Here is a 24253-nt window from a genome sequence, read left to right on the forward strand (position 1 = left end):
CGGGATGAGCGAGGAAGTGCCCGTGCTGGAGATGGAAGTCTCGGACGAGAGGTTCGCTGAGTGGATGCGAGCCAACCTCGCGACGGCCGCTCGTCATTTCGATGTGGCTGTGGATGGCGAACTCGTGTTCGGGTGGCGGTTGCGCAGCATCGGCGTGCGGGGATCGCGGGCAGGCGCGTGGTGCTGGTTGCGCGTCGTCTCCGACTATCCGCAGTGGGCCAGCGGCGATGGCTGGACGGGGAACGCCGACGCCAACGCGCTGCTCGGCATCGCCAAACCGCAACTGCTCGATGTGTGTGAGTGGGACGACGACGGCAGGCGGCAACGGGCCGAGTTGTTCACCCTGCTACCCGGCACGCCGGTGTCGACCACCGAGGTCCTGCACCGCCCAGTACACCTGCCGGAAAGCTGGTGGCATCAGCTACGAGCGAACCTCGAGAAGCTCCGGAACACACCCACCGGGCGCATCAACGCCGATCAACAGATCGTGTCCCGGCGCAGCGCGGCGGCATTCGGCGCGGATCTGCGTGTCCAGCGCTGGGTGACGGTGCATGGCGACCTGCATTGGGCCAACCTGCTGTCGCCGAAGCTCGGAATCCTCGATTGGGAACTCTGGGGTCAGGGGCCCGTCGGTACCGACGCCGCGACTCTGTACTGCCACAGCCTGCTCGTACCGGCGGTGGCGAACCAGGTCCGCTCCACCTTCGCCGACGTGCTCGACGGCCCCGATGGTCGCATCGCGCAACTAGCCGTCGCCGCCCGGATGCTGGGGCGCATCGAGAACGGAGACTACCCCGAACTCGAACACCCGCTCCGTGAGCACATCGCCGCGCTCGACGCACCCCAGCCGAGCGGTGAACGTCGTTACCGGCCGTAGTTCGGTCGGCAGCCACCCCGAGGTGCGCACGGGTGCCGGGTGCCCTGCGGCATGCATGCCGGGCCGCATCGAGGTCCGCACTGCGGGTCGCACATCTCCGGGACGCAGATCCCGGCAGTGGCGAACCGGCCATCCAGATGTTCACGGACTTCCGCGAGCCGCGGCCCGGAGGCAATCTCGGACAGTGATGTGTCCCGAACGTTGCCGACCGGAAGCCACCGCGAGAACACGCACGGCCATGCCTCTCCACTGGGGGAGACAGCCAGCACGCCATTCGCGCAATTGCCGCACAGCTGGTCCACGCCCGGTTCGGCCTCGCGAATGCCGCGACCAACTTGCCGTAGGCGGTCGTGGCCGACATCGGTGACGCCCACGCTCGCGAGGTCTGCCACAGCCTCCTGAACGCGCTGACCATTGAAGGTGTCCACCACGCCAACACGCAGCGGGATCGAGCGCCGCACGGCCTCCGCGATGTTCGCCCTGGTACGTGCGTGACTGCCTGCGCGCCCGGTCACCGCTGAATGCTCAGCGGGACTGTCCGAATAGTACGAACACGCCAGTCGCACCCCTGGCAGCTCGAAAGCTTCCCACTGCGACGACGTAACATGCACCAGATTGGAAAACACCTCGACCTCCAGCCCAAGCCGCGCCGCGTGCCTGAGCAGTTGAACCAGGTCCGGGTGCAGCGTCGGCTCCCCGCCGATGAATTGCACCATCCCCACACCGAGCTCCGATGCCTCGTCCAGCACTCGCAGCCAATCCGAGGCCGTCATCACCCCGTGAGTGCCGGACGGACCACTTTCGGCGTAGCAGTGACCGCATTCCAACTGACACCGCCCGGTGATCTCCAACCACAAAAACGATGTCCCTGTCCCCACCTCGACCTCCCTGACGCGATCGACACGGTCCAGTGTGGCCTACGGCACCGACAATGTCGTCTTCCCGCGCCGCGACGAACCTTCCCGAGCATGCATCGTTTCGCCGCCGACCCGGCCACGGGCCCGCACGCGGTCGGCGAACCGTGTCTCCACACTGCCAGGCCGGTCCGATCAAGGAGATGCGGAAACAGCATCATCCGACGGGTGGCGCAACATTCGGCATTGCGAAAACTGGGACGTCCCAGAGTGGCTGGTGCCGACTTGACACGAAACGAGCGTCAATGCCGCGCACGGCGGGCTGGAGCGCTCCTGTGCGGCGCCGCCGACGCGTTTGTGTCCCAATCTAAGGAAGCGGCACGACCGGACGACCGTGCCATCACGACCAGGGCCTCAAGCAGCGGCGACCGCGACGCCGTTGCCCCACGCCCATCCCGCTCGACGCTGCCCAGAAGGAAACCGAGGAACCGAGGACGACGCTGCTCGACTACGACACTGGCGGACGAGGTTCCGACCGCGATGCTTGATGGTCAACGGGCCGACCGTGGTCCCTACTACACGGGCTTTCCCGGTGCGAGCCATAGTATGCAAACTGCGTAGCTATCGTGGTTCCGTGAGCGAGCGAAGTTGGCGAGGCCACTGGCGGGTGCCAGAAGATCCCGAGGTCGTTGTTCCCGGCACTCTGTATTGCGCCGATGACGGCCGTGCAAGGCTTGAGCTGGTCGGCGGATTTGACACGGAGATTCGCCAGGCTCTACCAGGCGGCAACGGCTACACGGTCAGTATCGACTCTCGCGACTTCCCGCTAATTCACGGCACCTCCGGCAGCGAGCGCTTCACCCTGATCGATACCCATGCCACCCACACGAGCGGGGGCCTGTTTCAGGACGTCGTCGAACAAGACCTCAGTCCCAACCGCGTTCTGCGTGGCATCCACCTGCGGAGTCTTGACGAACCAGTGTTCGTTCGAGCCCGTTTGCAGCTCGAGCGGCTCCTGCACTGGTCTACCCGAAGTACCTTCGATCTGCACGTCCAATTGGGTGAAGGCGGAACCGGCATCCGCGAGCAGCAGGCCACAACCCATCCAGTCCCACCGGTGACCGCGACCTATAACGGTATGACGATTGTGCTGCGAGTCCGAAGCACGGAGTTCAACATCGCCCACAGCCCTGTCGCGAACAGGAGCTCGATGGAGACGGTCGAGCGGGCCATTCTGGACTTTGACGCGCCGGAGCCGGTGCCCTTCGGCGCCTTCGACACAGTCAGCAAGGACATACAAGACCTTCTCACCCTCAGCGCGTACGAGCCTTGCGGCTCGCGCGGACGGTCCTTAATCCTTCCCACTTCCGAGGCCCATCCAGGACCGTTCGATACTAAGGAAACCGAAGTTGTCGGCCGCCAGGTGTTCCAATCCGATATCGAGAAAACGGAAGGTCCGCACCGCAATTTCTTGTTCACGCTACGCGACCTCGACTTCCCCGAGCTGGTTCCTCGGTGGCTCGCGCTCAAGGACAGCGCGCGCCTCGGTTTCAACATTTTGTTCGGCTTGCGCTACATCAGCACCGGCTACGTTGGCACACGCCTCCTCGGCGTGGCTACCGCAGCCGAGAGCATTCACAGGGCGCTCTGCCCAACGTCGACGCCGCTTCCTAAGGCAACCTACAGAGAGCTGAAGGCGAAACTCTTGGATGCCATCCCGGACGAACCAGTACACCTCCGCGAGTTCGTGAAGCGGGGTCTGCGCAACGATCCCACCTACAACGAACGGATGTTGGAGTTGGCGTCCCTGCCTGATGCAGACGTTGTGGACCAGCTCCTCACCGACCGCGCCAAGTGGGCGGCAAGGCTCAAGAACGCTCGGCATGACCTCGCTCATGCGAATGAGCGGTCGGGACAAAGCACGGACTCATCGTCTGCGTTCTGGCTGCTGGAAATCACATACGCGCTTTTGTGCCTCGTCGCGATGTCCAAGCTCGGGCTGAGTCCTGAGGTGCAACGGCGCGCACTCGATCATCCGAAGATCCAGTGGGCAGCGCACCAGTTCAAGAAGCTCCTGACGACGTCCGAGTAGTCCTGGTGCGCAGAAATCGCGCGCATTGAATAACGGCGGAGGACCAAGGGCGTTGGTGGCGAGTGCGGCCCGAATCCACTGCTGGATGCCCGCCCTCTGATTCACGGACAGTGAACTGTCGGTGGTTCTGGTTATGCTCGCGCCATGGACTTGGTCGGATTGATCATCGGTGCACTGGCGTTACTCGTGTCTGCCTTCGTCGGTTGGCGACAGATCAGACTGCAAAACGCAGCCAACGAAGTGAGCGACACGGTCCAGAATCTCGAGCAGCAGCGTCGGCATGACGAACTAACCCGGAGTTCGATCTGAACTATCAACACCAGGGAGAAGGCACGGTTCGACTGAGGGTCGAGCTTGTCGGCCCAGTTGGCCTATCGGAGTTGGACAGCGTCGCTGTCGCTATTCGGGACGATATCGTGGATAGGAGACCGCAGATCGCGGGCGGGCCATCCATCGAAGAGATCCGCAGGCACATCTGGGGGCCATACCGGTTTCGGCCGGGAGTCGATGGCGCTGATGTCACCGGGCGGGCTGTTCCACCCGTGCCGCTCAAGCGGGGCGAGGCGTTGTACTACACCCTTGAGCCGAGCTTCGCCCCGCCCTGGAATCCGGATGCGTCGTCGTGGCATCGTGAGTATGACGGTACCCCGTTACGCTTGACGCTGGCCTGCACGCAAGGGTCAACAACCTGGGACGTGCCGCAAGAAGTTGCGATTGAGGCACGGAGTCGACCGAACTTCCGCTGGCTGGGATAGTTGAAGCGTGCCGCGCGGGCACACGCAGTGTCACCTCGTCCCACCATTGTGCCCCGGTGCCGTCTGGACTTTTGAAGATCAGGTCCCTCCACGGTGGCGGTCTTCGAGCCATCCGACTGCGGCGAGGTCGCGGGCCAGCCACCTGTACGCCAGGCTCGTGGCCGGGCAGGTGGCGTGCAGCGGCAACTGGAGTTCTTGCAACGGGTTCGGCCCGAACCTGGTCCGGGCAGAGTTCTGATGACTCCGGCCGAACTCCCAGAAGGTACGGTCATGGTCAGGGGTGATAAGACGCAGGTCAACGATGGGATTATCGGGATTGCGCTGATTCGGGTCGGGATGGAGCATGAGAAGCATTTCGACACTGCTGGTGTCGTCGTCATGATCAGCGGGTCTACCGACGAGTCCTTCGACGCGCACGGGCAGCATGCTATACAGGCCCATGACATCGCCGAAGGCGGGAAAGTTGAGCTCGACGAGCTGGCGGTAACCGACGAGGGCTTCGCGCACGATGGCCGTAGCTATGGTCAGCGTCAGCTCAGGTGAGTACGCTTGCCAGATCCACTTGCCTGTGTGGGGTTGATCGCCATCGGGCCACGGCGCCTCCAGCGCATCGCTGTCCTCCAAAGCAAGTTGCGTGGAGAGCCAGCGGATGTCGTCGGAGTCGACGTCGCGGCCTGCTGACGACCACCACGTGGACCGTTGGGATGCGTTCACGCTTTCCAACCGGGAACCGACCGTCTCGCAAAGTTCGGCGAGGACGATAGGGCGTCGACGTCGCGCGGAGGCGAAGTCCTGAACAAAGGCCGCAAGATCGTAGGTGCGCTCACGCGCCAGCCAGGACGTGCGCGGCACCAGCAGGGTTTTTCGCTCGATCGCGATCTGGAGTTGTTCTTGCAGTTCCTGTTGGGCGAGAAGCCAACGACCGAAGTCCGTGGTGGGAAAGCAGAACTGCGTCACGCGGTGCCATCCGTCCGCAAGGCTCGGGCGGATTTCGGCCAGCTTGACGACGTCCGGTGGCGCGGCGGTGTGGCGTGCACGAGCAAGGGTGAGATAACCGCTTTGCAACCAGACGCCCCACTGGACCGGATTCCCGTCGCGGTGCCGGACTAGCGACTCTGCGAGCGGCCCGAGCCCGGTCAGCAGCGCCTGCTCCGCCTCCCGCAGCCACAAGCCTGCTCGGATCGCCAGGTCAGGTTCAGTCGGGGCGCCGCGTGGGGCGCGGCGCTGGATCAGCGCTGCGAGTTCCTCATCGGATGGACCACCCAGTGTCTCGCGCTCTGCGGTTTCGGCGGTCTCGTCAAGGATCCAGAACACAGCTGCTGGATTGATCCTCGCCAGTTTGATCAGCAGCGTCTCCTGCTCCGGGGCCGTGGCACGCACGACGGCAAAGGCAAGCGCATACCGCCACTGCGGAAAGGAGCTGGCCGCAGCTATTTCGTTGAGGCTCACCAAATCGAACCTGATCGCTTCCGCCCCGAAGTAGTGCTCGAATACAGGAAGGGCGAACGCCAACGTGTCCTCGTCTTGGACGACAAGATCGGTCGCGAGGAGGCGCTGCAGGCGAGGCAGCGGGGAAAACGAGGCAGCGGTCGACGACTCGGGCCGTTCAAGGAGTGCGACGGCGAGCCGGGCCAGGTCGTACCAAGTTTCATCAGGCACATCAATGTGGTGCGACTGGATCACCATGGGGGCGAGCTCGGACAACAGTTGGGCGCGAGAGACCTGAGTGTCGCGACCGGTCCGGACGCGATGTGCTAGAGCTAGTGCGGTGAGCGGGCTCGTCAGTAGGTCGTCTGGCTCGGTGGCCCGCAAATACGGGGAGAGTTGCTCGCCCGTCGCCACTTCGACAAGCTTCGCTCCGCGCTCGGCTGGCCAGGGGGCGACGTCGATCTTCTCCTCTGCGGTTGCCGCAATCCTTGGGCGCGCGGTTGCCAGCACGCTGACTTTGGGCCACACCTGGACGAGTTGGCGCGCCTCCGAGAGTAGGCAATCCGCTTTCTGGGTGGGCACGCTGTCGAGGTCATCGATCACTATGCGGCAGTAGCGGGCCGGGTCATTACCGAGTTCGGCGACGACCGCCTGTTCCAGGGTTGTCACGATCTGGCGAGCGGTGAAGTACAGCGGAATATCGGTATCAGGATCGTGGGCGGCTGCCGACAATCCTTGCTCCCACCACCGGTCGGCCTGTTCGGACTTCCCGGCGCCGAGACGAGCGACCAGGACCCGGACCTGGCCCGCTGGAACATCGACGATGGGCGCGTCGAGTACTGCCATCCACGCCAGCACCGAATCCCGACGCTCTGAGCTCACGAGCGGGGTCAGGCGAGCCACCCGCCGGGCATGGCCTCTGCGCACGGCGAGTTGCCATGCCTCCGCACGACTCCGCATCCGCGGGTTGAACGGCACCACGTCGCCTATCGCCTCGATCGCAGTGAGCAGATCGGGCGGGGCGACAGCTTCCCGAGCGTCAGCGTCGGTGATCGTCCACCCTCTGCGGGCACTCTCGTATTTGGCTAACTGAGCGCGCTTCCACTCCCGCAGCACTTCCGCAGGGTACTGCTCAGGTACGTCGTCGACCTCCCAGGCGTGGAACAGGCACAGAAGAAGCAGGTTGCTGGCATCGCGGTTCTCCGCCTCGCTCATCTTGGGATTCCAGCGAGGACCGCCTTTCCTACGCGCGTGGATATGCGCGACACGACTGTTGAGGACTTGTTGACCGGTGCCCTCGTGTACCAAGTAGAGGTCAGCATCGCATCCTGGTTTGCCGCAGGCGAACGCGGTGCCGTAAAGCTGCCGAACCGTACTCGACGTTGGTGCACGATGTTCGGCAGGCTCTTGCCTGGTAGCGCGGGCGGTCACGGTCACATTATCCCGAACCGGACGGCGAGGTCCGAGCATCCGAACCGGCGTGGCGCAACGAGCGCCGAGCTTAGGGCTCGTCGTCCAGATCTCGGCGCTATCGTTCAACCACCACTCGTGATCAGATCGCGGCTCACCTACGCACCCAGGGCACACCCGAAGCCCGTCATCGTGTGTGGCCGAACGATAACCACCATTTGATCGTGAGCGCCTTACCAGTTTGCCCGTCGCAGGCAAGAATCTGATCGACCTGCCGAGTCAACTCGGTGCACCACCGGACGGTTTGCCGCCGTTGCCGACGCCACTCCACAATCGGACCACATCAGGCGACAACACGCATCAAACGCATGCGATGACTACGTTGCTTGGCCTGTGTCGTCAGTCGGCGAGTTCCACGATCGCGGTCCTAGATGCGTTCGGCCCGAACCGCCTATCCCGCGGTCCGTCGAAAACATCTCGTGGCAACGGGGTGGCGGACTCGCTCATCGTCTCAATGACGTCAAGGAAGACATCGCCTCCATCAGGTGCCTGGATCTTCTCTGCCGCCAGCAGGTCGGCGACAAGACATTCCGGGTCGCTGTAGCGTTCGTGGTTCTCGGCAATCCATCGCCGCGCCCATTCGGCTGCGTGTGAGGTCTGGCGGAGCACGGCGACCGCGCTGATGTACGTGTGATGGATTCGTAGCCGACCGTTCTGCCCGCCTGACATGGTGAACTCACCGAGGGAGCCGTCATCGAACGCTGGGGCAGTCAGGATGGGATCGCCGTACATCGCCGCCGCAACCAGGCTGGGATCCGTCGGGACGGCGTATCCAGCTGGGTTCGACAGGACCACCATCAGCGGCCAACCGCGGTCCTTGAGGCGCTTCAACTGGCTAGCCGCCTTCTTGATGTCATCCCGGTGAGGCGCGAGAACGGCGTCCATCGATCGGCTACCGATCTTGAGCCCAGGTGCGGAGAAGAGCCCATCGCTGTTGAACGACTTCACTTCGCACACGATCCGGGCACCCGCAGCGTCAACAAGGTAATCCGGCCGCTTGCCGATGCCAAGATCTGGGTGAGGCTCCCAACGGTAGCCCCGCTCATTTAGGTACCGCTCGAACAACTGCTCGCCACGTCGGCTGACGTCCATCCCGTTCACGCGCCCATCCCCGCTCAAGACCCACGTTTAAACAGTATAGGAAACGGCGAATCTGGTGAATCCGCACCGAAAGCGCTGCCGAAGCCGGTCTTGGCAACCCAGCTGCGCTCTCGACGAACTTTTACAGCCATCTGGTTGACCATCCGGTCTTCCTCGCCGACGCCGACGTAGTCGCAGCGAATCCACGTCACCACCTGGCAGGTGAATGACGGCAGCTCAAGCGACCCCGCAGGCGGGTCATTCCCGCGCTTCGGGTTAGCTGTGGTTCACCCTCGGCTGCCAGGGTTCGTTCCTGGTCGATTATGAATTGCACTCGGGAGGGCGGAGTTGGGCTGCCACGACAGCTCAAAAATCCAGGCAGCGCGCCTTTAGCACGAAGACCATTGGCCGTGCAGCGTGTTACCGTCGAAAAGCCTGTGAGCAGGAGGGGAGCCGTGGACAAGGCGAGCGGGGAAGGCGACGCGGTGGGCAGCAGGGTACCGACCCTGGAGGATGCGGTGCGGTGGGTATTGGGCCAGCCCGCGCCCGCGCGCTCCCTGTCCGAGTTACTGGACCTTGCCTCGGTGGGCATCGTGTTGCACGCGTGGCGCAACAGCCCGTTGGAGGATGCCCATGCCTCGGATTGGTGCCCGCTCAGTGATGGCGAAATGATGCGCACCAACGCCGCGACGACGCGCGTGGTGCGGGAATTCCTCATGACGTTCCTCGCCAACGCCCTCGACGTCTCTGTTCCACGGCCAACGTCCAGTGCGCCGCTCGCCGTCCACGACACCGTGGCCGATGCCGATGCGCTCGCCTCAGAGGATCTTGACGAGTTCGATGACGCCGATCTGTTGGTCGAGGAGTTGCTCGGCCCCCTGCATGTGGCGCTGGTTCGGCGTGTGTTGCCGTGTGGGCATACCGTTGCCGAAGCAACCGGCGAGTTCTTCGACGAGCTCGACGACCACGTCGCGCAGGAGCTGGACACGTTTGCGTACGTCACCGAGACGTACGGCCTCCGTGCGGCCTTGTACCTCAAGGCGATCGCGGGAACCAGCCAACAGTGGTGGCTCACCCCCGCCTGGCCAGGCACCGTCGCTGCGCTGCGGATCGTGCTCGCCGACTCCGGTCACCGCCATTGGGATATCGGGGGCTATCCAGAGCTGTCCACCTGGCCGGATCGGTGCGCCGACATCGATCAGCTCGTCGACGTGTTGTATGCGGGTCCAGATCGGCTAACGGCCGCTGAAGCCCGATGGTGCGTGCAGCAGGCTGGCATCGGTTTCGTCCGTCATCAGGTCGAGTGATGGCTGGCGCTTTGCCCGGTGGAGGGCAGTTACGGGCGGGCCAGTGGGTGGGGGTGTCCGGTCAGGGCCGCGAGGGCGGTGGCGACGGCTTCGAGGTCGGCTTTGATGTAGGTGGTCGTGGGCGGGCCGGTCTTGTCGGTGTGGCCGGCGTAGGCGCGGGCGATGCCGTAGCCGAAGTGGCGCTCGACCCAGGTCAGGGTGGTGTGACGCAGCCAGTGGGTCGTGATGCCCTGGGCGGCGACCCACGGCAGGTGGCGGCCGAGTCGGGCCCAGAGGTGATCGTAGCGACGGCTGGTGAGCGCGCGCCCGTCCCGGTAGCGCAGCAGCGGATCGGCGGGATGGACCGCGCCACGGCAGGCGGCGTGCTCGGCCAGGCTCGTCGCCAGCACAGGGCTGACGGGTTGCCAGCGGACGGTGCCGCCCTTCTCCTCGAGGCGGATCAGGCAGTGGTCGGTGTCGAGGCCGCCCAGGCGCAGGGCGAGGGCGCCGCCGCGGCGGCAGGCGGTCTCGGTGTGCAGGCGCAGCAGCAGCGCGTCGAGGACGACGTCGTTGCCGGTGGCGCGGGTGACGGTGTTGATCTGGTTGAGTTCGAACGGGGTCAGCGCGCGTCGGGTGCTGGGCAGCCGGCGGGGTTTGGTGACCCGGTGCGCCGGGCTGGTGCCCGGGGCGAGCAGTTCGTCGGCGATGGCGCGCGTGTAGATCGCGCGGGCGGCGGCGATGACGTGTTCACCGGCGTGGCGGCCATGGCGGCTGTTGCGCCGCAAGCGTGCGGTGGCGGCCACGGCGTGCTGCATCGCTTCGATGTCGCTGGCGGCGATCTCATCCAGGCGGCGGGTGCCCCACACGGTGAGCATGCGGTCCCAGTAGCTGCCGTAGGTGCGGTTCGCGCCAGGGCCGGCCGCGGCGCGCACGGCCGGCAGGTAGTCGGCCAGCGTCGGGACCGGGCACGGGGCACGGTCGTCAGTGGCGTGCAGGTCGGCGACGGTGACGCCGAGCTGGGCCAGCGCTCGGCGGGCGGCGGCGACCCGCGACGCGTCGGCGGTCACGCCCGCGCACCGATCAGGTCGCGGTAGTGGCCGGCCAGCAGGCGTGCGACGGTCCCGACGGGGTGGACCACGAGCAGTTGGTCGGCCACGGCGGCGGCGAGCACCAGCGGCGGGCCGGGGTCGATGCCGCACATCCGGCGGGCCGCGGCGGGCAGCGTCACGCCGCAGCGGCCATCGATGCGGTACCAGCCCAGCTCATCGGGGGCGAGCACGATCATGCCGCCGACCGTGTCCAGCGCCAGCCGCTGACCTGGCTGCCAGCCGAGCGCGCGCAGCAGCGCGCGGGCATGGACCCGGCCGGCGCGATCAATGCGGGACGTCTCGATGAGCAGCTCCGGCCCCGTCCGGTCCGGCAGGGGTGACGCGGGCAGCGTCGGCAGCCGCGCGGGTGGCGGCCTCCGCGCGGCCGTGTCCGGCACCAGCGCCGCGATCAAGCGTTCTCGCGGGGGCGAGCGAAGGTCGGCCATGTCGTTATCGTCGCGCTCGATTGCCGCATCGCAACCGCACCCGGTCGGCGCACACCGCGCAGGGCTACGGCACGTAGCCCTGCTTCTGTCGATCGAGTACCGCCGTCACTCGTGGGAGTGGAGTGACGGCGCACGCAAGTGGTGATGGTTCACCAAAACTGGTGTCCGAGGGGGGACTTGAACCCCCACGCCCTTTACGGGCACTAGCACCTCAAGCTAGCGCGTCTGCCATTCCGCCACTCGGACTCGCTTTGTTGACTCGCTTTGTTGTTGCTGGCTCACAGCGTATCTGATCGCCAGAACCCCTTGCACCCGGGGTGCCACCCGTTTACTGACTGCCACGGCAGCGGCGCCCACCGTCGTTCGTGCTCTGCGGCCAACTCCGCCGACGGTAATAGCGCCAGAGGGGTGGCGGCCAAACGGAGGTTGAGGCAGTCACGGGTGCGGCGGAACCCGTCCGGCTCGACTCGGCGGTCTAGACTCGAAGCCAGCGAGACCGAACTGAGGGAGGTAAGTGTGGGCATCGAATCGTCTGACATGATCACCATCCCCCGTGCCGAGCTGGATGCGTTGAAGGCCGAAGTCAGGAGACTACGGCGCGAGGTCGGACGGAGCGTCGCCAAGCGCCGTGCTCACGTCGATGATGGTCCAGGCGATGGCGCGCCGACCTTCACTCGTGAGGAACTGGCGTCAGCGTGGGGAATCAATGAGTGATCGCCTCGTCCGCTTCCCCGGCGCGTCTTGGGATGAGATTGAGGCCTTACCGCAGCCGCTGCGATGGACGGTACAGCGGACCATCTTCCACTTGCTGGACGAACCAGTCCCGACTCTCGCCACCCCTTTTCCTGATGATGACCCGCTGCCGGGTGCCTATGAACTGCACCTCCCTGGTGACGCGGTGACAATCTGGTACACGGTCACCGTGCATGAAGGACGCGAGGTCATCAGTGTGCAGCACGTAAGCGTCGACACGTAACCGCAACTTTGGGCGCAGCCGGTTGAAAGATCCTTCCCACGCCAACGCCAGCCGACACCAGCATCGTCCAGGTACTCCATCGAGCCCCGGCTTAATGGTAGGAAGACGTCTGTGACCGAGCACCCAGACACCACACCCAGCCCGGACATCGCCGCCGTCGCCGAGGAGGCGGTGACGCTGGTCAGCGAGCTGATCCAGATCGACACCACCAACACCGGCGACCCGGACACGGTGGTCGGCGAGCGGGCCGCCGCGGAGTACGTCGCGGCGAAGCTCACCGAGGTCGGCTACGAGATCGACTACGTCGAGTCCGGTGCCAAGGACCGGCACAACGTCATCGCACGGCTGCCGGGAGCCGATCCGACCAGGGACGCACTGCTGATCCACGGGCATCTCGACGTCGTCCCCGCCGACGCTTCGGAGTGGTCGGTGCACCCGTTCTCCGGCGCCATTCGGGACGGCTATGTCTGGGGCAGGGGAGCGGTCGACATGAAGGACATGCTCGGCATGACCCTGGCCCTCGCGCGCCACTACAAACGCAACAACATCATGCCGCCTCGCGAGCTGATCTTCGCGTTCCTCGCCGATGAGGAGGCTGGCGGCCAGTACGGCGCGCAGTGGCTCGTCACCCACCGCCCGGAGTTGTTCGAGGGCGCGACCGAGGCCATCAGCGAGGTCGGCGGCTTCTCGTTAGCGCTGTCCGAGGACGTCCGCGCCTACCTCATCGAGACCGCCGAGAAGGGTATCCGCTGGATGAAGCTGCGGGTGCGTGGCACGGCGGGCCACGGTTCGATGATCAACAACGACAACGCCGTCACCAAGTTGGCCGAGGCGGTCGCCAAACTGGGCAATCACCAGTTCCCGCTCGTACTCACCGACAGCGTGCGGGAGTTCTTCGCCGGGGTGAGCGAGCTCACCGGGCTGGAGTTCCCCGAGGATGACCTCGACGGCGCCGTCGCCAAGCTGGGTGGCATCGCCCGCCTCGTGGGCGCGACCCTGCGCGACACCGCCACCCCCACGATGCTCGACGCTGGCTACAAGGCCAACGTCATCCCCTCGGTGGCCGAGGCCACCGTCGACTGCCGCATCCTCCCGGGCCGGATGGCGGCGTTCAACGCCGAACTGGACGAGATCCTCGGCCCGGACATCGAGCGCGAGTGGCTGGAGTTGCCACCCGTCGAGACCACCTTCGACGGCGCCTTGGTGGACGCGATGCGCACCTCGCTGCTCGCCGAGGATCCCGACGCGCACACGCTGCCGTACATGCTCTCCGGCGGCACCGACGCCAAGGCGTTCGACAAGCTCGGCATTCGCAGCTTCGGCTTCTGCCCGCTGCGCCTGCCACCCGATCTGGACTTCGCCGCCCTGTTCCACGGCGTCGACGAGCGTGTCCCCGTCGACGCCCTCAAGTTCGGCACCAGAGTGCTCGACCGGTTCCTCCGTAGCTCTTGAGCGACGACACCGTGCGGCTGTCTGACGGCACCGCGCTCCACGTGGTCCGCGACGGCCCGCCCGCCGCGGACGTCACGGTCGTGTTCGTCCACGGCTACGCCCTCGACCACCGTTGCTGGCAGTACCTGGTCGCTGATCTGCCCGCCGCCGTCGAACACCCTGTCCAGGTCGTGGCCTACGACCAGCGCGGACACGGCGCGTCGTCGACGGCCACCTCACACACCGCGACGGTGGAGCAACTGGGAGACGACCTCGCGGAACTGATCGAGCAGCTCGCGGTCGGTTCCGTCGTGGTCGTCGGGCACAGCATGGGCGGACTCACCGCGCTGGCCCTGCGGGAACGACACCCGGAACTGTTCGAACCCACCGACGACGTCCCGCCCAAGGTCGCGGGCCTTGTGCTGCTCGCCACCGGCTCGGGGGAGCGAGCGGCAGAGGCGCGCGCGGCCACCGGACTCGCCGTCGAGTCATCGACGTCTCGCATCCCGGCCGTGATCAACAAATTGATGTGGGACCTGGAGTCGTTACTCGGCCCCGCGTTAGTCGACTTCGTCACCGACCGCTCCCACAAGGCGATGGTGACGTCGATGCGCTGGTCATTGTTCGGTGATGATCCGCGCCAGGACGACGTCCTGTTGACGCTACGGATGATCCGGCACCACTGGCCGAAGACGATGGCGCTGTTCCGGACGGCGCTGGACGACTACGTGCGACGCGCCCGGCTGTCCCTACCCGAGGGGACACCGGTGATCGGGGTGGCGGGCGAGCGGGATCGGCTCGTGCCGGAGCAGCAAGTCGCCGCGCTGCTGGACGGGATCGCGGACGCCACGACGTTCGTGTTGCCGGGCACGGGACATCTGGTGCCGCTGGAAGCGCCCGCGCTGATCTTGCCGCGTGTCACCGCCGTGGTGCACGCGGTTCAGCGGCGGCTGCGAGAGGCTAGGTGATTACCCCGGGCAGCCCTGTTGGTGTTGGTCGGTACCGTCGGCGGAGCCACACCCTGCGGGTACCGTCGGCGTACAGTCGCACGGTCGACAGTTCCCACCCGGAAAACTCGGCGTGGATGGCGAGCTGCGTGGCCGCGGAGGGCCGGGAGATACCCGGTGGAAGACGCAGCGGGCGGTACTCCCACTTCTCGTCGACCACCGACCCGCCATCGGTTAGAGAATCCTCGTCGGCCACCGCCTCGGTGCTGTTCACGGTTCGATCACCTGTATTCCTTCACCGTCTCCAGAGGCAACCACTACGGTACCGGTCGTTGGGTCCGTCGTAACCGCATTCGGCTGCCGAACCGTGGAAAATCGAGCGGCTTCTTCAGGTTCGCCGCCCGCGACGTCGAAGGCCACGACCTCGTTCCGCGCCGTCAACGTCACCCACGCGAGGTCCTGCTTCGGGTCGTAGGCGATGCCATACGGACCGCCTGGCACCGGATAGCGCTGCCGCAACACCAGCGGATCGAGCGAGAACGCCAGCAGGTACTCCTCACGCGTGTCGACCACCAGCACGCGGTTGTAGGCATCCGTGACGGCGTTCGTGGCACCCTGTCCAGCCCTTAGCCCGAGCCCGATATCGGCCTCGCCGGTTTGCACCTCGAACAGCGCACTGCGCAGCCGGTCCAGCACCACGGCGGCACCCCCGCTGCTGACCAGCACCTGATCCGCGCTCGCCAGCTCACCCGACGTCCGCGAGGTCTGCTGCTCATGCTCCAGAACAGCGACCGCCTTCGCCTTGCGCAGCCCGACCAGCGTCGTGCCGTCCAGCTCCGCGATCGACGTCGGCGCACCGCCGATCGACGTCTTCCCGACGACACCGCCCAGCGTCAGGTACAACACCGTGTTCTCGCTGGGCACGGTCGCGGCGAACTGGTCGTCACTAACCGTCAGCCGCTCCACCGGGCCGTCGACGTCAACCCGTTTCGGCGCCTTGGTGGGCTGGGCCAAGCGGTAGAACAGGACCTCGGTGTCGCCGTCGTCCCCTGTCACCGCCGCCGCGAGAGTGCCCTGATTGACCGCGACGCAGGTGACGTCGCCATCGACATCCAGCAGCCTGCCGTCGGGCGTGTCCTCCTGCTCCGGAGAACTGGCCGGGGACGCGGCCGTGGGGTTCTCCACGAGCTGGAGTTCATCCCTCGGCGCGCCGTCGTCGCTGCACGCGGTGACCAGCAGCAGGACAGCCGCGGCGAAAGACGCTTTCACTGCGTTGGACGCGCCCCTCATCCGAGCCTGCGCTCCGGATAGCCCAGCTCCAGCGCGCTGACATCGTCCAACGCACCCTTGATCTCCGCGGGCAGCGTGATCTCCTCCGCCGCTAGCGAGCCGGTGAGCTGCGCGGTGTCGCGCGCGCCCACGACCGGCGCCGTCACGCCGGGTTGGTCGCGCACCCACGCCAGCGCCACCGCCAACGGCGACGAGCCCAGGCCTTCGGCGGCGGTGACGACCGCTTTCACGATCCGCGACGCCCGCTCGGTGCGATGGTGCTCGACGTAGGGCGCGTAGTGCGACGACGCACCGCGCGAGTCGGCCGGGGTGCTGTTGCGGTACTTGCCGGTCAGCACGCCCCTGCCGAGCGGTGCCCAGGGCAGCACGCCGACGCCGTGGTGCTCGGCGGCGGGCACGACTTCGCGTTCGATGCCGCGCTCCAGCAGCGAGTACTCCGACTGGATGGACACGATCGGGTTCGTGGGCGAGGCGTGGCGCTGCCGCGACGCGGCGGTGGCGAGCTGCCAGCCGGTGTAGTTCGACACCCCGACATAGCGCACCTTGCCCGAGCTCACGGCGGTGTCCAACGCGGCGAGTGTTTCCTCGATTGGTACGCGCTCATCCCAGGCGTGCAGCTGCCACAGGTCGATGTGGTCGACGCCGAGCCGACGCAGCGAGCCGTCCAGCGCGGTCAGCAGCGCGCCTCGCGACGCTCCGCCGCCGAACGGCCCCTCGGTGCGCCGCGCGACCGCCTTCGTGGCGAGCACGATGTCCTCGCGGGGGACCAAGTCACCGAGCAGCGAGCCAAGCACCCGTTCGCTCTCGCCATCCTGGTAGACGTCGGCGGTGTCGACCAGTGTGCCGCCCGCGTCGATGAACGCGACGAGCTGGTTGGCCGCCTCCTCGGCGTCGGTGTCCTCGCCCCAGGTCATCGTGCCGAGCGCCAGTCGGGACACTCGCAGTCCCGAGCCCCCAAGCCGTCGCTGCTCCATGGGCGCCGAGATTACCCGTGCCGCGCGCGGCAGCGCCGCACGAGGTGCACGGTGTCGCACGTCCGCGCGGTGGGCAGAGCCGGACAGCGCGGGGAGTGACCCCGGCAGGAACCCGTGATCATCGCTGGATAAAGTCACCCGATCGAAGGGGCCGGATGCTAGCCGCCCCGAGTGTGGGCAACGTAATGACACGAAAGGGCGGGATCACCGAACATGGGCTGGCTGGAAGCCGTCGTACTCGGCATCGTGCAGGGGCTGACCGAGTTCCTGCCGATCTCGTCGAGCGCACACGTGCGGATCACGGCGGCGTTCGCCGGTTGGGAGGACCCGGGCGCGGCGTTCACCGCCGTCACGCAAATCGGCACCGAGCTGGCGGTGATTCTGTACTTCGGCAAGAAGATCGGTAACGTCCTCACCGCGTGGTTCTTCTCGCTGTACAAGCCGGAATACCGGCACCACCCCGAGGCGCGCATGGGCTGGCTGATCATCGTCGGCACGCTGCCGATCGTGATTCTCGGACTGCTGTTCCAGGAATACATCAAGTCGGCATTCCGCGACCTGCGGCTGACCGCGACGGTGCTGATCGTGTTCGGCATCCTGCTCGCGCTGGCGGATCACTACGGCCGCAAGTACCGCGATCTGGATCACCTGAACGTGCCGCACGGCCTCGGCTACGGCCTCGCGCAGTCCCTCGCGCTTGTCCCTGGGGTGTCCCGTTCCGGCGGCACCATCACCGCGGGTCTCGCGCTCGGCTACAAGCGCCCGGACGCCGCCGAGTACGCCTTTCTGCTCGCCGTGCCCGCCGTGCTCGGTTCCGGGATTTACGAGCTGAAGGACATCGGCAATGGGGCGTCGCCCGCGTGGGGACCGACGCTGCTGGCGACGATGATCTCGTTCATCGTCGGCTACGCCATCATCGCGTGGCTGATGTCCTACATCCGCCGCCGCAGCTTCATGCCGTTCGTGATCTATCGGATCGTGCTCGGCACGGTGCTGCTGGCGCTGGTGTTCACGGGCGTCCTCGACCCGCAGGCAGGCCCGGCGAGCTGAGCCGGGAACGCGCCACACAGCGTCGTGAGTGACGAACACAACGTTCGGAGCGCAGGACACGGCGTCGTGAGTGTGGGACACGGCGGTTGCGTGTCCGAGCACACTGTGTGCGAGGCGGTACCGCGTTTACGCTGAGGCCGTGGGAACGGTGATCTTACTGCGGCACGCGCGCTCGATCGCCAATGGTGCGAAAACCCTCGCGGGCCGTACGCCCGGCATCGAGCTGGACGAGACCGGTCGGGCCCAGGCTGCCGACCTGGTGGGGCGTCTTGCCGCCGTACCTCTGGCCGGGCTGGTGCGCTCCCCGCTGCTGCGCTGCGAGCAGACGCTCGCCCCGCTGGTACACGCCACCGGCGTCGAGCCGGTCGTGGAAGACGACCTGGCCGAGGTGGACTACGGCTCGTGGACGGGCAAGGAGCTCAGCGAGCTGGTCGACGAGCCGCTGTGGCGGGTGGTGCAGACACACCCGTCTGGTGCGGTGTTCCCTGACGGCGAAGGGCTCGCCGAGGTGCAGGCGCGTGCGGTCGCCGCCGTGCGCAGGCACGACCGGCGCATCACCGCCGAGCACGGCGAGACGGCGGTGTGGTTGCTGTGCAGCCACGGCGACGTGATCAAGTCCGTGCTGGCGGATGCCCTCGGCCAGCATCTAGACGCCTTCCAGCGCATCGTCGTCGATCCCGGCTCGATGTCGGTGGTGCGCTACACGGAGCTGCGGCCGATGCTGTTGCGCCTCAACGACAGCGGGGGAGACCTTGGCGAGATCGTGCCCAAGCAGCAGGAGAGCGGCGCGGAGAAGCCCAGCTCCGACAACCCCGTCGGGGGCACGACCGGGGCCTGACGCCCGACGCCGAACGCCCCGCTCCAGCGAGCCGAAGGTGGCTTTCGGTACACAACGCATACCAAAAGCCACCTTCGGCGTCCCACGACCTGCCGACAGTGTGATCAGAGCACGCGGTCAGACCAAGCCGAGCTTGCGCACCGCCTCGCGCTCATCGGAGAGCTCCTGCACCGAGGCGTCGATCTTGGCGCGGGAGAAGTCGTTGATCTCCAAGCCCTGCACGATCTCGTAGGAACCACCCGAGCAGGTGACCGGGAACGACGCGATCAGGCCCTCTGGAACCCCGTAAGAACCGTCGGACGGGATCGCCATCGACGTCCAGTCCCCGGCGGGGGTGCCATTGACCCAGTCGTGGACATGGTCGATCGCGGCGGACGCCGCCGACGCCGCCGAAGACGCGCCCCGCGCCTCGATGATCTCCGCGCCGCGCTTGGCCACGCGCGGGATGAACTCGTTCTCCAGCCAGTTCTGGTCGTTCACGGCTTCGGCGGCGTTCTTGCCGTTGACCTCGGCGTGGAAGATGTCCGGGTACTGCGTGGCGGAGTGGTTACCCCAGATCGTGAGCTTCTTGATGTCGGCGACCGAGACGCCGAGCTTGCCCGCGAGCTGCGCGAGCGCCCGGTTGTGGTCCAGGCGGGTCATCGCGGTGAACCGCTCGGCGGGCACGTCGGGCGCGTGTGCCTGTGCGATGAGCGCGTTGGTGTTGGCGGGGTTGCCTACGACGAGAACCTTGATGTCGTCCGCTGCGCCCGCGTTGATCGCCTCACCCTGCGGCTTGAAGATGCCGCCGTTGGCTTCGAGCAGGTCGCCGCGCTCCATGCCCTTCGTCCTCGGGCGTGCGCCGACCAGCAGCGCCACGTTCGTGCCCTCGAAGGCCTGTTTGGCGTCGTCGAAGATGTCAACGCCAGCGAGCAGCGGGAACGCGCCGTCCTGCAGTTCCAGCGCCGTGCCCTCCGCGGCCTTGACGGCCTGTGGGATCTCCAGCAGGCGCAGCTTGACTGGCGTGTCCGTACCGAGCAGCTGGCCGGACGCGATGCGGAACAGCAGCGCGTAGCCAATCTGACCGGCAGCGCCGGTGACGGTGACGTTGACGGGAGCGTGGGTCATTGCGTTTCTCCTGCTCGGGGACAGATGGCGTCGGAGAAGGATGCTATCCCCCCATTCTCGGGAGGAAAGAGTGTGTAGGCATGGTTTCCGTCACGCATTCGGTCGTACGTGCGCACGCTCGACCTCACCCGCTGGTCCAGCGTTGGTTCGCGCTGAGGTGGATCTGTCGGGTGTGTAGCCTTTGTCGGTGACATGGACACCTCTACCAGCCCCGACACCGTGCCCGCTCGGCCGTTGAGCCGAGCATCCGCCACGACACCGCGCTGGCGGCGATTCGCGACAGGGGATGGCGCGGTGTCCTCGCCGTTTCCGCGTCGCACGATCGCGCTGGGCACCATTGGTGCGGTGCTGATGCTCGCCGCATCGATCGGCGCGGGCGGCATCCTCGTCTCCGACCCGGTGATCGGGACCGGCCAGTGGTCCTGGCTTCGCTACGGACACGGCCGCAACCTCGCCACCGCCGTGCTGTACATCGGGTTCGGCCTGGTGGTGTGGGCGTGGGTACGGCTAGGCCGCTACGTGCTCATGCACCGCGTCGGAGTCCGGCCGGTACTGGTGGCGGCAGGCTGCTGGATGGCGCCGCTACTGTTCGCGCCGCCGCTGTTCACCCGCGACGTCTTCGCGTACCTGGCCCAAGGCGCGCTGCTCTACGACCACGACCCGTACACCAACGCGCCCAACGTCCTCACCGAGATCCCCACGATCGTGGAGAACGTGTACTCGGCGTGGCAGAGCACCCCGTCGCCGTACGGGCCGGTGTTCCTGGCGTTCGCGAAAGGCATCGTGACGCTGACCGGGGACAATCCGATCGCGGGGGTCATCGTCACCCGGATCGCGCTACTGCCGGGCCTGGCGCTGCTGGTGTGGGCGCTCACCCGGCTGGTGCGGCATCTCGGCGGCAATCCCGCGATCACGATGTGGCTGGCCGTCGCCAGCCCGATGACGGTCATCCACCTGATCGGCGGGCCGCACAACGAACTGCTGATGCTCGGCCCGCTACTGCTCGGCGTGCTGCTGGCGCTGGAACGCAAGCACGTACTCGCCATCGTCGTCGGCACCGTGGCGATGCTGATCAAACCGACGGCGGCGATCGCGCTGCCGTTCATCGTCTGGATCTGGACCAACCACCTACCGGAGACCCGCGGCAAACTGGCCAACTTCCTCCGCGCGGGCACCGCGTCCGTGTCGGTGTTCGTCGCGGTCTACGTGGCGGGGACGTTCGCCGCGCTCGGCTCGGTCAACCTCGGCTGGCTCGGCGGGTTGGAAGGCCCGCAGCTGATCAAGAACTGGCTGAACTTCCCGACCGGCATCGGCCAGCTGACACACGTCATCACGAACCTGTTCACGCCGGTGACGCAGTCGCCGTTCATCACGGGCGCCCGTGGTGCCGGGTGGGTAGTGCTCGCGGGCTTCGGCATCTGGCAGTGGTGGAAAGCCCGGAACGGGGGGACGACGGCGGTCTACCACCTCGCCGTCACGCTCATCGCGACCGCGATGCTCGCGCCCCCCACGCTGCCGTGGTACTTCACCTGGGGTTTCGTCATCGCCGCCTGCTTCGCCTGGCAGGTGAGGCACCTCGCCATCGTCGTCGGCGTGTCGGTGTTCCTGGTGCTGGTGTACTACCCGACAGGGGAGCAGGCGCTCCACGACCCGTCGATGGTGGCGGTATTCCTGGTCAGCGGCTACGCGGCCTGGTGCCTGCTGCGGCCCGACCCGCTGGGCATCGTGCGTGCGTTCACCGGCCGCGAGGAACCCGCGCCCGCCGACGACGTCCCCAACGACGTCCCGGTCGGCCCCGCGGAGCCGGTGACGGTCAACTCGGGGCAGCCGACCAGCCGCTCCACCGGGTGACGTCGATCCGCACCACCGGTCCCTCTGGCGGCCGCTCGGCGTAGGCCGGATACTTCGCGGTCAGCAGCGCCACGGCGGACGCGTCCTCGTCGTGCACCTCGGCGTGCCCATCCGCCCGCGCCCACCACAGCCGGGTCCAGTCGTCCTCGTAGTGATCCACCAGCAGGCTCACGGCTGGGTTGGCCGCGATGTTGCGCAGCCGACGCAGCGCGGTCGTCGTCTTCGGCTTGTGGTCCACGGCGAACACGATGACGTCGCCGTCCACCGCGAAGGTGACCGGCACGATGTGCGGCACCGCCTCGGCGTCGGCGGTGGCCAGTCGCGCCGCCGCCGCCTCGGCGAACAGCAGCCGCGCTCGCGCGCTGTCGAGCCGCACGGCCGTCACCGCCGCAGTGGCAACGTCGGCACACCGGGCGGGTCGAAGCCGAGCGTCTGGCCGTAGAACGACAGCTCCGACTCCAGCGCCTCGATAATCGTCTCGGCGCGGCGGAAACCGTGCTGCTCGCCGTCGAAGAGCCGGTAGGCGTGACCGACGCCGGATCCGGCCAACGGCTCGACGAAGCTCTCCGCCTGCGCGGGCGGGCAGATCTCGTCCTCGGCACCTTGCAACAGCAGCACCGGGCACGCCAGCGACGAGACGTGGGTGATCGGGGAACGGTCGATGTAACGCTGCCGCTGCTCAGGGAGCGGCCCGACCAGGCTGTCCAGGTAGCGCGACTCGAAGTCGTGCGTCTCGCCGCTGGCGAAGGTCAGCATGTCGATGACCGGGAACATGATCGTCGCGGCGGCGTAGGTCGTCGTCGTGGCCGCCGACAACGCGCCGGTGTACCCGCCCGCGCTACCGCCCCGGATCGCGAGGCGTCGCGGGTCGGCCGTGCCCTCGGCGGCCAGCGCCTCGGCGACAGTGGCGCAGTCGGCGACGTCGACCACGCCCCACTGCTCGCGCAGCCGTTCCCGGTACTGCCTGCCGTAGCCGGTCGAGCCGCCATAGTTGACGGCCACGATTCCGATGCCCCTGCTGGTGAAGTACGCCAGCTGCATGCTCAGCGCAGGGGAGACGCCGCTGGTTGGGCCGCCGTGGACGTGCACGACATACGGCGGGAGTTCGCCGTCCGGCGCGGTGTAGTCAGGATTCGTGGGCGGATAGACGTAGGCGGGGATGTCCACGCCATCCTGGCTTCGGAAGGTGCGTTCGCTCGGCACCGGTAGGTACCCGGTGGGCACCTGCTCGCCGCGTGGCTCACTGACCTCCCGCACGGTGCCGAGCCGAGGATCGACGGCGACCACGGTCGGCTGGGTGCGGGGTCCCGCGGCGACTCCGGCGACGACGCCGTCCCGGACGGCCAGGGTGGCCGACCAGGCGGGCAGGTCGGCCGTGGCCTCGACGTCGGTGACGCTGCCGTCGCGTTCGTCCAGCACCGCCAGCCTTCCGGAACGCAGCACGGCATGGCGGCCGTCCCCGAGCGGTTGGAACCAGCGGTAGCCCAGTTGCCACAGCGGCCCGCCGATTTCCTGGGCGACCGGCGCGAGGTTCGTGCCGCTGCCGTCGAGCTCGATGCGGAACAGGTTCCACCAGCCGTCAGGATCGACGAGTGCGAGCAGGGTGTCGTCGGACTCCCACTCGACCTGGCACACCGCGACGTCGTGTCCCGCCTTCCCGACGTCGTGTCCCGCCTTCCCGACGTCGTGTCCCCCGCTCAGGACGCTGTGTTCCGCGAACGCGCCGTCGGCATGGATCTCAGCGACACACAGCTGGGCGGTATCCCACGGCATGTCCGGATGGTCCCAGCCCAGCCACACGGCCCTACGCCCGTCCGGCGACGGCTTCGGCGCGGTCAGGAAGTGGTGGCTCGCGCCGAGTACTCGAACGTGACCATCCAGGCTGACGGCGACGTGGTCGCGGGCGACGTCCGTGGGCTTCGGTCCGGTGATCGTCTCCCGCACCGCCCACACCTCGCCGCCGGGACCCGCGGTGAGGTCGGCGTACCGCAGGCCCTGCGGCCGGTCCGGCGCCGGGCTCAGCGGGGCGATGCTGCCGTCGGATCGGCGCAGGTAGAGGCGCTGGTCGTCCCAGTTGGTGAACACGATCGTGTCACCGATGGCCACCCATGGCCTGCCGCCGTACTCGTGCACACGGTTACGCACGTTGTATGGGGTCGGTACCAGCTCCTCGACCCCGGACGGCGTCTCGCGCATCAGCGTGGTTCGGCCGCCCTCGCTCGTCAGCGGCTGTGCCCAGACGATTTCGCTCTCGACGAAATCCGTCCAGTGGGCCGCGCCACTCGCCGCGGCGGCGATCTCGGCCGTGATCGGGGATGTCCAGGTGCCATACGGTGCGGTGCTGCTCACCCGGGCGAGGATAGTGTGAAACACCTCGGCCATGCCGGTCGCGCGGAACAAGACACCGTGGCTT

Annotated in this window: 20 protein-coding genes and 1 tRNA gene; 9 read left to right on the forward strand and 12 right to left on the reverse strand. The window is 67.0% G+C overall.

Annotated elements, in window-relative coordinates; all coding sequences use genetic code 11:
* Positions 1-4: 4 nt before the first annotated feature.
* The gene (locus ACFQGD_RS18535) at positions 5-877 is read left to right on the forward strand and encodes a phosphotransferase (protein ID WP_345393402.1); all 873 of its coding nucleotides are present in this window, start codon (positions 5-7) and stop codon (positions 875-877) included.
* Here ACFQGD_RS18535 and ACFQGD_RS18540 read toward each other — a convergent pair.
* Positions 865-1755 carry a radical SAM/SPASM domain-containing protein gene (locus ACFQGD_RS18540; RefSeq protein WP_345393399.1) on the reverse strand — a complete coding sequence of 297 codons (891 nt, stop codon included), beginning with the start codon at positions 1753-1755 and terminating at the stop codon, positions 865-867. The genes ACFQGD_RS18535 and ACFQGD_RS18540 overlap by 13 nt on opposite strands.
* Positions 1756-2365: 610 nt before the next feature.
* Between ACFQGD_RS18540 and ACFQGD_RS18545 the strand changes: the two genes are divergently transcribed.
* Positions 2366-3823, forward strand: a complete 1458-nt coding sequence (locus ACFQGD_RS18545; protein WP_345393396.1) for an ApeA N-terminal domain 1-containing protein — start codon at positions 2366-2368, stop codon at positions 3821-3823.
* An 833-nt stretch (positions 3824-4656) separates the two neighbouring features.
* On the opposite strand, the gene ACFQGD_RS18550 is transcribed toward ACFQGD_RS18545, so the two are convergent.
* Positions 4657-7221, reverse strand: coding sequence for an NACHT domain-containing protein (locus tag ACFQGD_RS18550; protein ID WP_345393393.1), 2565 nt, complete (start codon positions 7219-7221; stop codon positions 4657-4659).
* 594 nt (positions 7222-7815) lie between these two features.
* Positions 7816-8577 carry a hypothetical protein gene (locus ACFQGD_RS18555; RefSeq protein ID WP_345393390.1) on the reverse strand — a complete coding sequence of 254 codons (762 nt, stop codon included), beginning with the start codon at positions 8575-8577 and terminating at the stop codon, positions 7816-7818.
* Between the two features lie 434 nt (positions 8578-9011).
* Between ACFQGD_RS18555 and ACFQGD_RS18560 the strand changes: the two genes are divergently transcribed.
* Positions 9012-9863 carry a hypothetical protein gene (locus ACFQGD_RS18560; RefSeq protein WP_345393387.1) on the forward strand — a complete coding sequence of 284 codons (852 nt, stop codon included), beginning with the start codon at positions 9012-9014 and terminating at the stop codon, positions 9861-9863.
* Between the two features lie 29 nt (positions 9864-9892).
* Here the strand turns inward: ACFQGD_RS18560 and ACFQGD_RS18565 are convergent, their stop codons facing one another.
* From ACFQGD_RS18565 to ACFQGD_RS18575, 3 genes are all read right to left on the reverse strand, one after another.
* On the reverse strand, positions 9893-10909 hold the full coding sequence (locus ACFQGD_RS18565) for a tyrosine-type recombinase/integrase (RefSeq protein WP_345393384.1): 1017 nt from the start codon (positions 10907-10909) through the stop codon (positions 9893-9895).
* Positions 10906-11376: a hypothetical protein gene (locus tag ACFQGD_RS18570; RefSeq protein WP_345393381.1), complete on the reverse strand. Its 471-nt coding sequence runs from the start codon at positions 11374-11376 to the stop codon at positions 10906-10908. Before ACFQGD_RS18570 ends, ACFQGD_RS18565 begins: the two co-directional genes overlap by 4 nt.
* Positions 11377-11535: 159 nt before the next feature.
* Positions 11536-11622 (reverse strand) — tRNA-Leu (locus tag ACFQGD_RS18575).
* A gap of 270 nt (positions 11623-11892) precedes the next feature.
* Here ACFQGD_RS18575 and ACFQGD_RS18580 point away from each other — a divergent pair.
* The 3 genes from ACFQGD_RS18580 (at position 11893) to ACFQGD_RS18590 (ending at position 14751) form a co-directional block, all read left to right on the forward strand.
* A complete protein-coding gene (locus ACFQGD_RS18580; protein WP_345393379.1) occupies positions 11893-12090 on the forward strand; it encodes a hypothetical protein in 198 nt (65 codons plus the stop codon).
* Positions 12091-12463: 373 nt separating this feature from the next.
* On the forward strand, positions 12464-13804 hold the full coding sequence (locus tag ACFQGD_RS18585) for a M20/M25/M40 family metallo-hydrolase (protein ID WP_345393373.1): 1341 nt from the start codon (positions 12464-12466) through the stop codon (positions 13802-13804).
* Entirely contained in the window at positions 13801-14751 is a 951-nt protein-coding gene (locus tag ACFQGD_RS18590; protein WP_345393370.1) for an alpha/beta fold hydrolase, read from the forward strand. Before ACFQGD_RS18585 ends, ACFQGD_RS18590 begins: the two co-directional genes overlap by 4 nt.
* On the opposite strand, the gene ACFQGD_RS18595 is transcribed toward ACFQGD_RS18590, so the two are convergent.
* The 3 genes from ACFQGD_RS18595 to ACFQGD_RS18605 are packed head-to-tail and all read right to left on the reverse strand — an operon-like array spanning position 14744 to position 16994.
* A complete protein-coding gene (locus ACFQGD_RS18595) occupies positions 14744-15004 on the reverse strand; it encodes a DUF5703 family protein (RefSeq protein ID WP_231104717.1) in 261 nt (86 codons plus the stop codon). The two genes, ACFQGD_RS18590 and ACFQGD_RS18595, sit on opposite strands and share 8 nt — an antisense overlap.
* A complete protein-coding gene (locus ACFQGD_RS18600; protein ID WP_345393367.1) occupies positions 15001-15999 on the reverse strand; it encodes a YncE family protein in 999 nt (332 codons plus the stop codon). The genes ACFQGD_RS18595 and ACFQGD_RS18600 overlap by 4 nt, the downstream gene beginning before the upstream one ends.
* Positions 16000-16016: 17 nt before the next feature.
* Positions 16017-16994 (reverse strand): aldo/keto reductase, encoded by a 978-nt coding sequence (locus ACFQGD_RS18605; RefSeq protein ID WP_345393364.1) that lies wholly within the window; start codon positions 16992-16994, stop codon positions 16017-16019.
* A 213-nt stretch (positions 16995-17207) separates the two neighbouring features.
* On the opposite strand from ACFQGD_RS18605, the gene ACFQGD_RS18610 reads away from it, so the two are divergent.
* Positions 17208-18044, forward strand: a complete 837-nt coding sequence (locus ACFQGD_RS18610) for an undecaprenyl-diphosphate phosphatase (protein WP_345393361.1) — start codon at positions 17208-17210, stop codon at positions 18042-18044.
* A gap of 139 nt (positions 18045-18183) precedes the next feature.
* Positions 18184-18882, forward strand: a complete 699-nt coding sequence (locus tag ACFQGD_RS18615; RefSeq protein ID WP_345393358.1) for a histidine phosphatase family protein — start codon at positions 18184-18186, stop codon at positions 18880-18882.
* Positions 18883-18999: 117 nt separating this feature from the next.
* On the opposite strand, the gene ACFQGD_RS18620 is transcribed toward ACFQGD_RS18615, so the two are convergent.
* Complete coding sequence (locus tag ACFQGD_RS18620) at positions 19000-19989, reverse strand: malate dehydrogenase (RefSeq protein ID WP_345393355.1); 990 nt, start codon at positions 19987-19989, stop codon at positions 19000-19002.
* Positions 19990-20181: 192 nt separating this feature from the next.
* Between ACFQGD_RS18620 and mptB the strand changes: the two genes are divergently transcribed.
* Entirely contained in the window at positions 20182-21840 is a 1659-nt protein-coding gene (gene mptB / locus ACFQGD_RS18625; protein WP_345393352.1) for a polyprenol phosphomannose-dependent alpha 1,6 mannosyltransferase MptB, read from the forward strand.
* On the opposite strand, the gene ACFQGD_RS18630 is transcribed toward mptB, so the two are convergent.
* Both ACFQGD_RS18630 and ACFQGD_RS18635 read right to left on the reverse strand, forming a co-directional pair.
* Positions 21803-22216, reverse strand: coding sequence for a TIGR03668 family PPOX class F420-dependent oxidoreductase (locus tag ACFQGD_RS18630; protein WP_345393349.1), 414 nt, complete (start codon positions 22214-22216; stop codon positions 21803-21805). The genes mptB and ACFQGD_RS18630 overlap by 38 nt on opposite strands.
* 5 nt (positions 22217-22221) lie before the next feature.
* Positions 22222-24189 carry a prolyl oligopeptidase family serine peptidase gene (locus ACFQGD_RS18635; protein ID WP_345393346.1) on the reverse strand — a complete coding sequence of 656 codons (1968 nt, stop codon included), beginning with the start codon at positions 24187-24189 and terminating at the stop codon, positions 22222-22224.
* Positions 24190-24253: the final 64 nt, after the last annotated feature.

This window comes from Haloechinothrix salitolerans, from assembly GCF_042662605.1.
Classification (GTDB): Bacteria; Actinomycetota; Actinomycetes; order Mycobacteriales; family Pseudonocardiaceae; genus Haloechinothrix_A; species Haloechinothrix_A salitolerans.

Bases quoted from the DNA above. Each gene is read 5' to 3' on its own strand.
- ACFQGD_RS18535 (WP_345393402.1), top strand. From the start codon at position 5: ATGAGCGAGGAAGTGCCCGTGCTGGAGATGGAAGTCTCGGACGAGAGG.
- ACFQGD_RS18550 (WP_345393393.1), bottom strand. From the start codon at position 7,221: ATGAGCGAGGCGGAGAACCGCGATGCCAGCAACCTGCTTCTTCTGTGC.
- ACFQGD_RS18570 (WP_345393381.1), bottom strand. From the start codon at position 11,376: ATGGCCGACCTTCGCTCGCCCCCGCGAGAACGCTTGATCGCGGCGCTG.
- ACFQGD_RS18605 (WP_345393364.1), bottom strand. From the start codon at position 16,994: ATGGAGCAGCGACGGCTTGGGGGCTCGGGACTGCGAGTGTCCCGACTG.
- ACFQGD_RS18610 (WP_345393361.1), top strand. From the start codon at position 17,208: ATGGGCTGGCTGGAAGCCGTCGTACTCGGCATCGTGCAGGGGCTGACC.
- ACFQGD_RS18620 (WP_345393355.1), bottom strand. From the start codon at position 19,989: ATGACCCACGCTCCCGTCAACGTCACCGTCACCGGCGCTGCCGGTCAG.
- mptB (WP_345393352.1), top strand. From the start codon at position 20,182: ATGGACACCTCTACCAGCCCCGACACCGTGCCCGCTCGGCCGTTGAGC.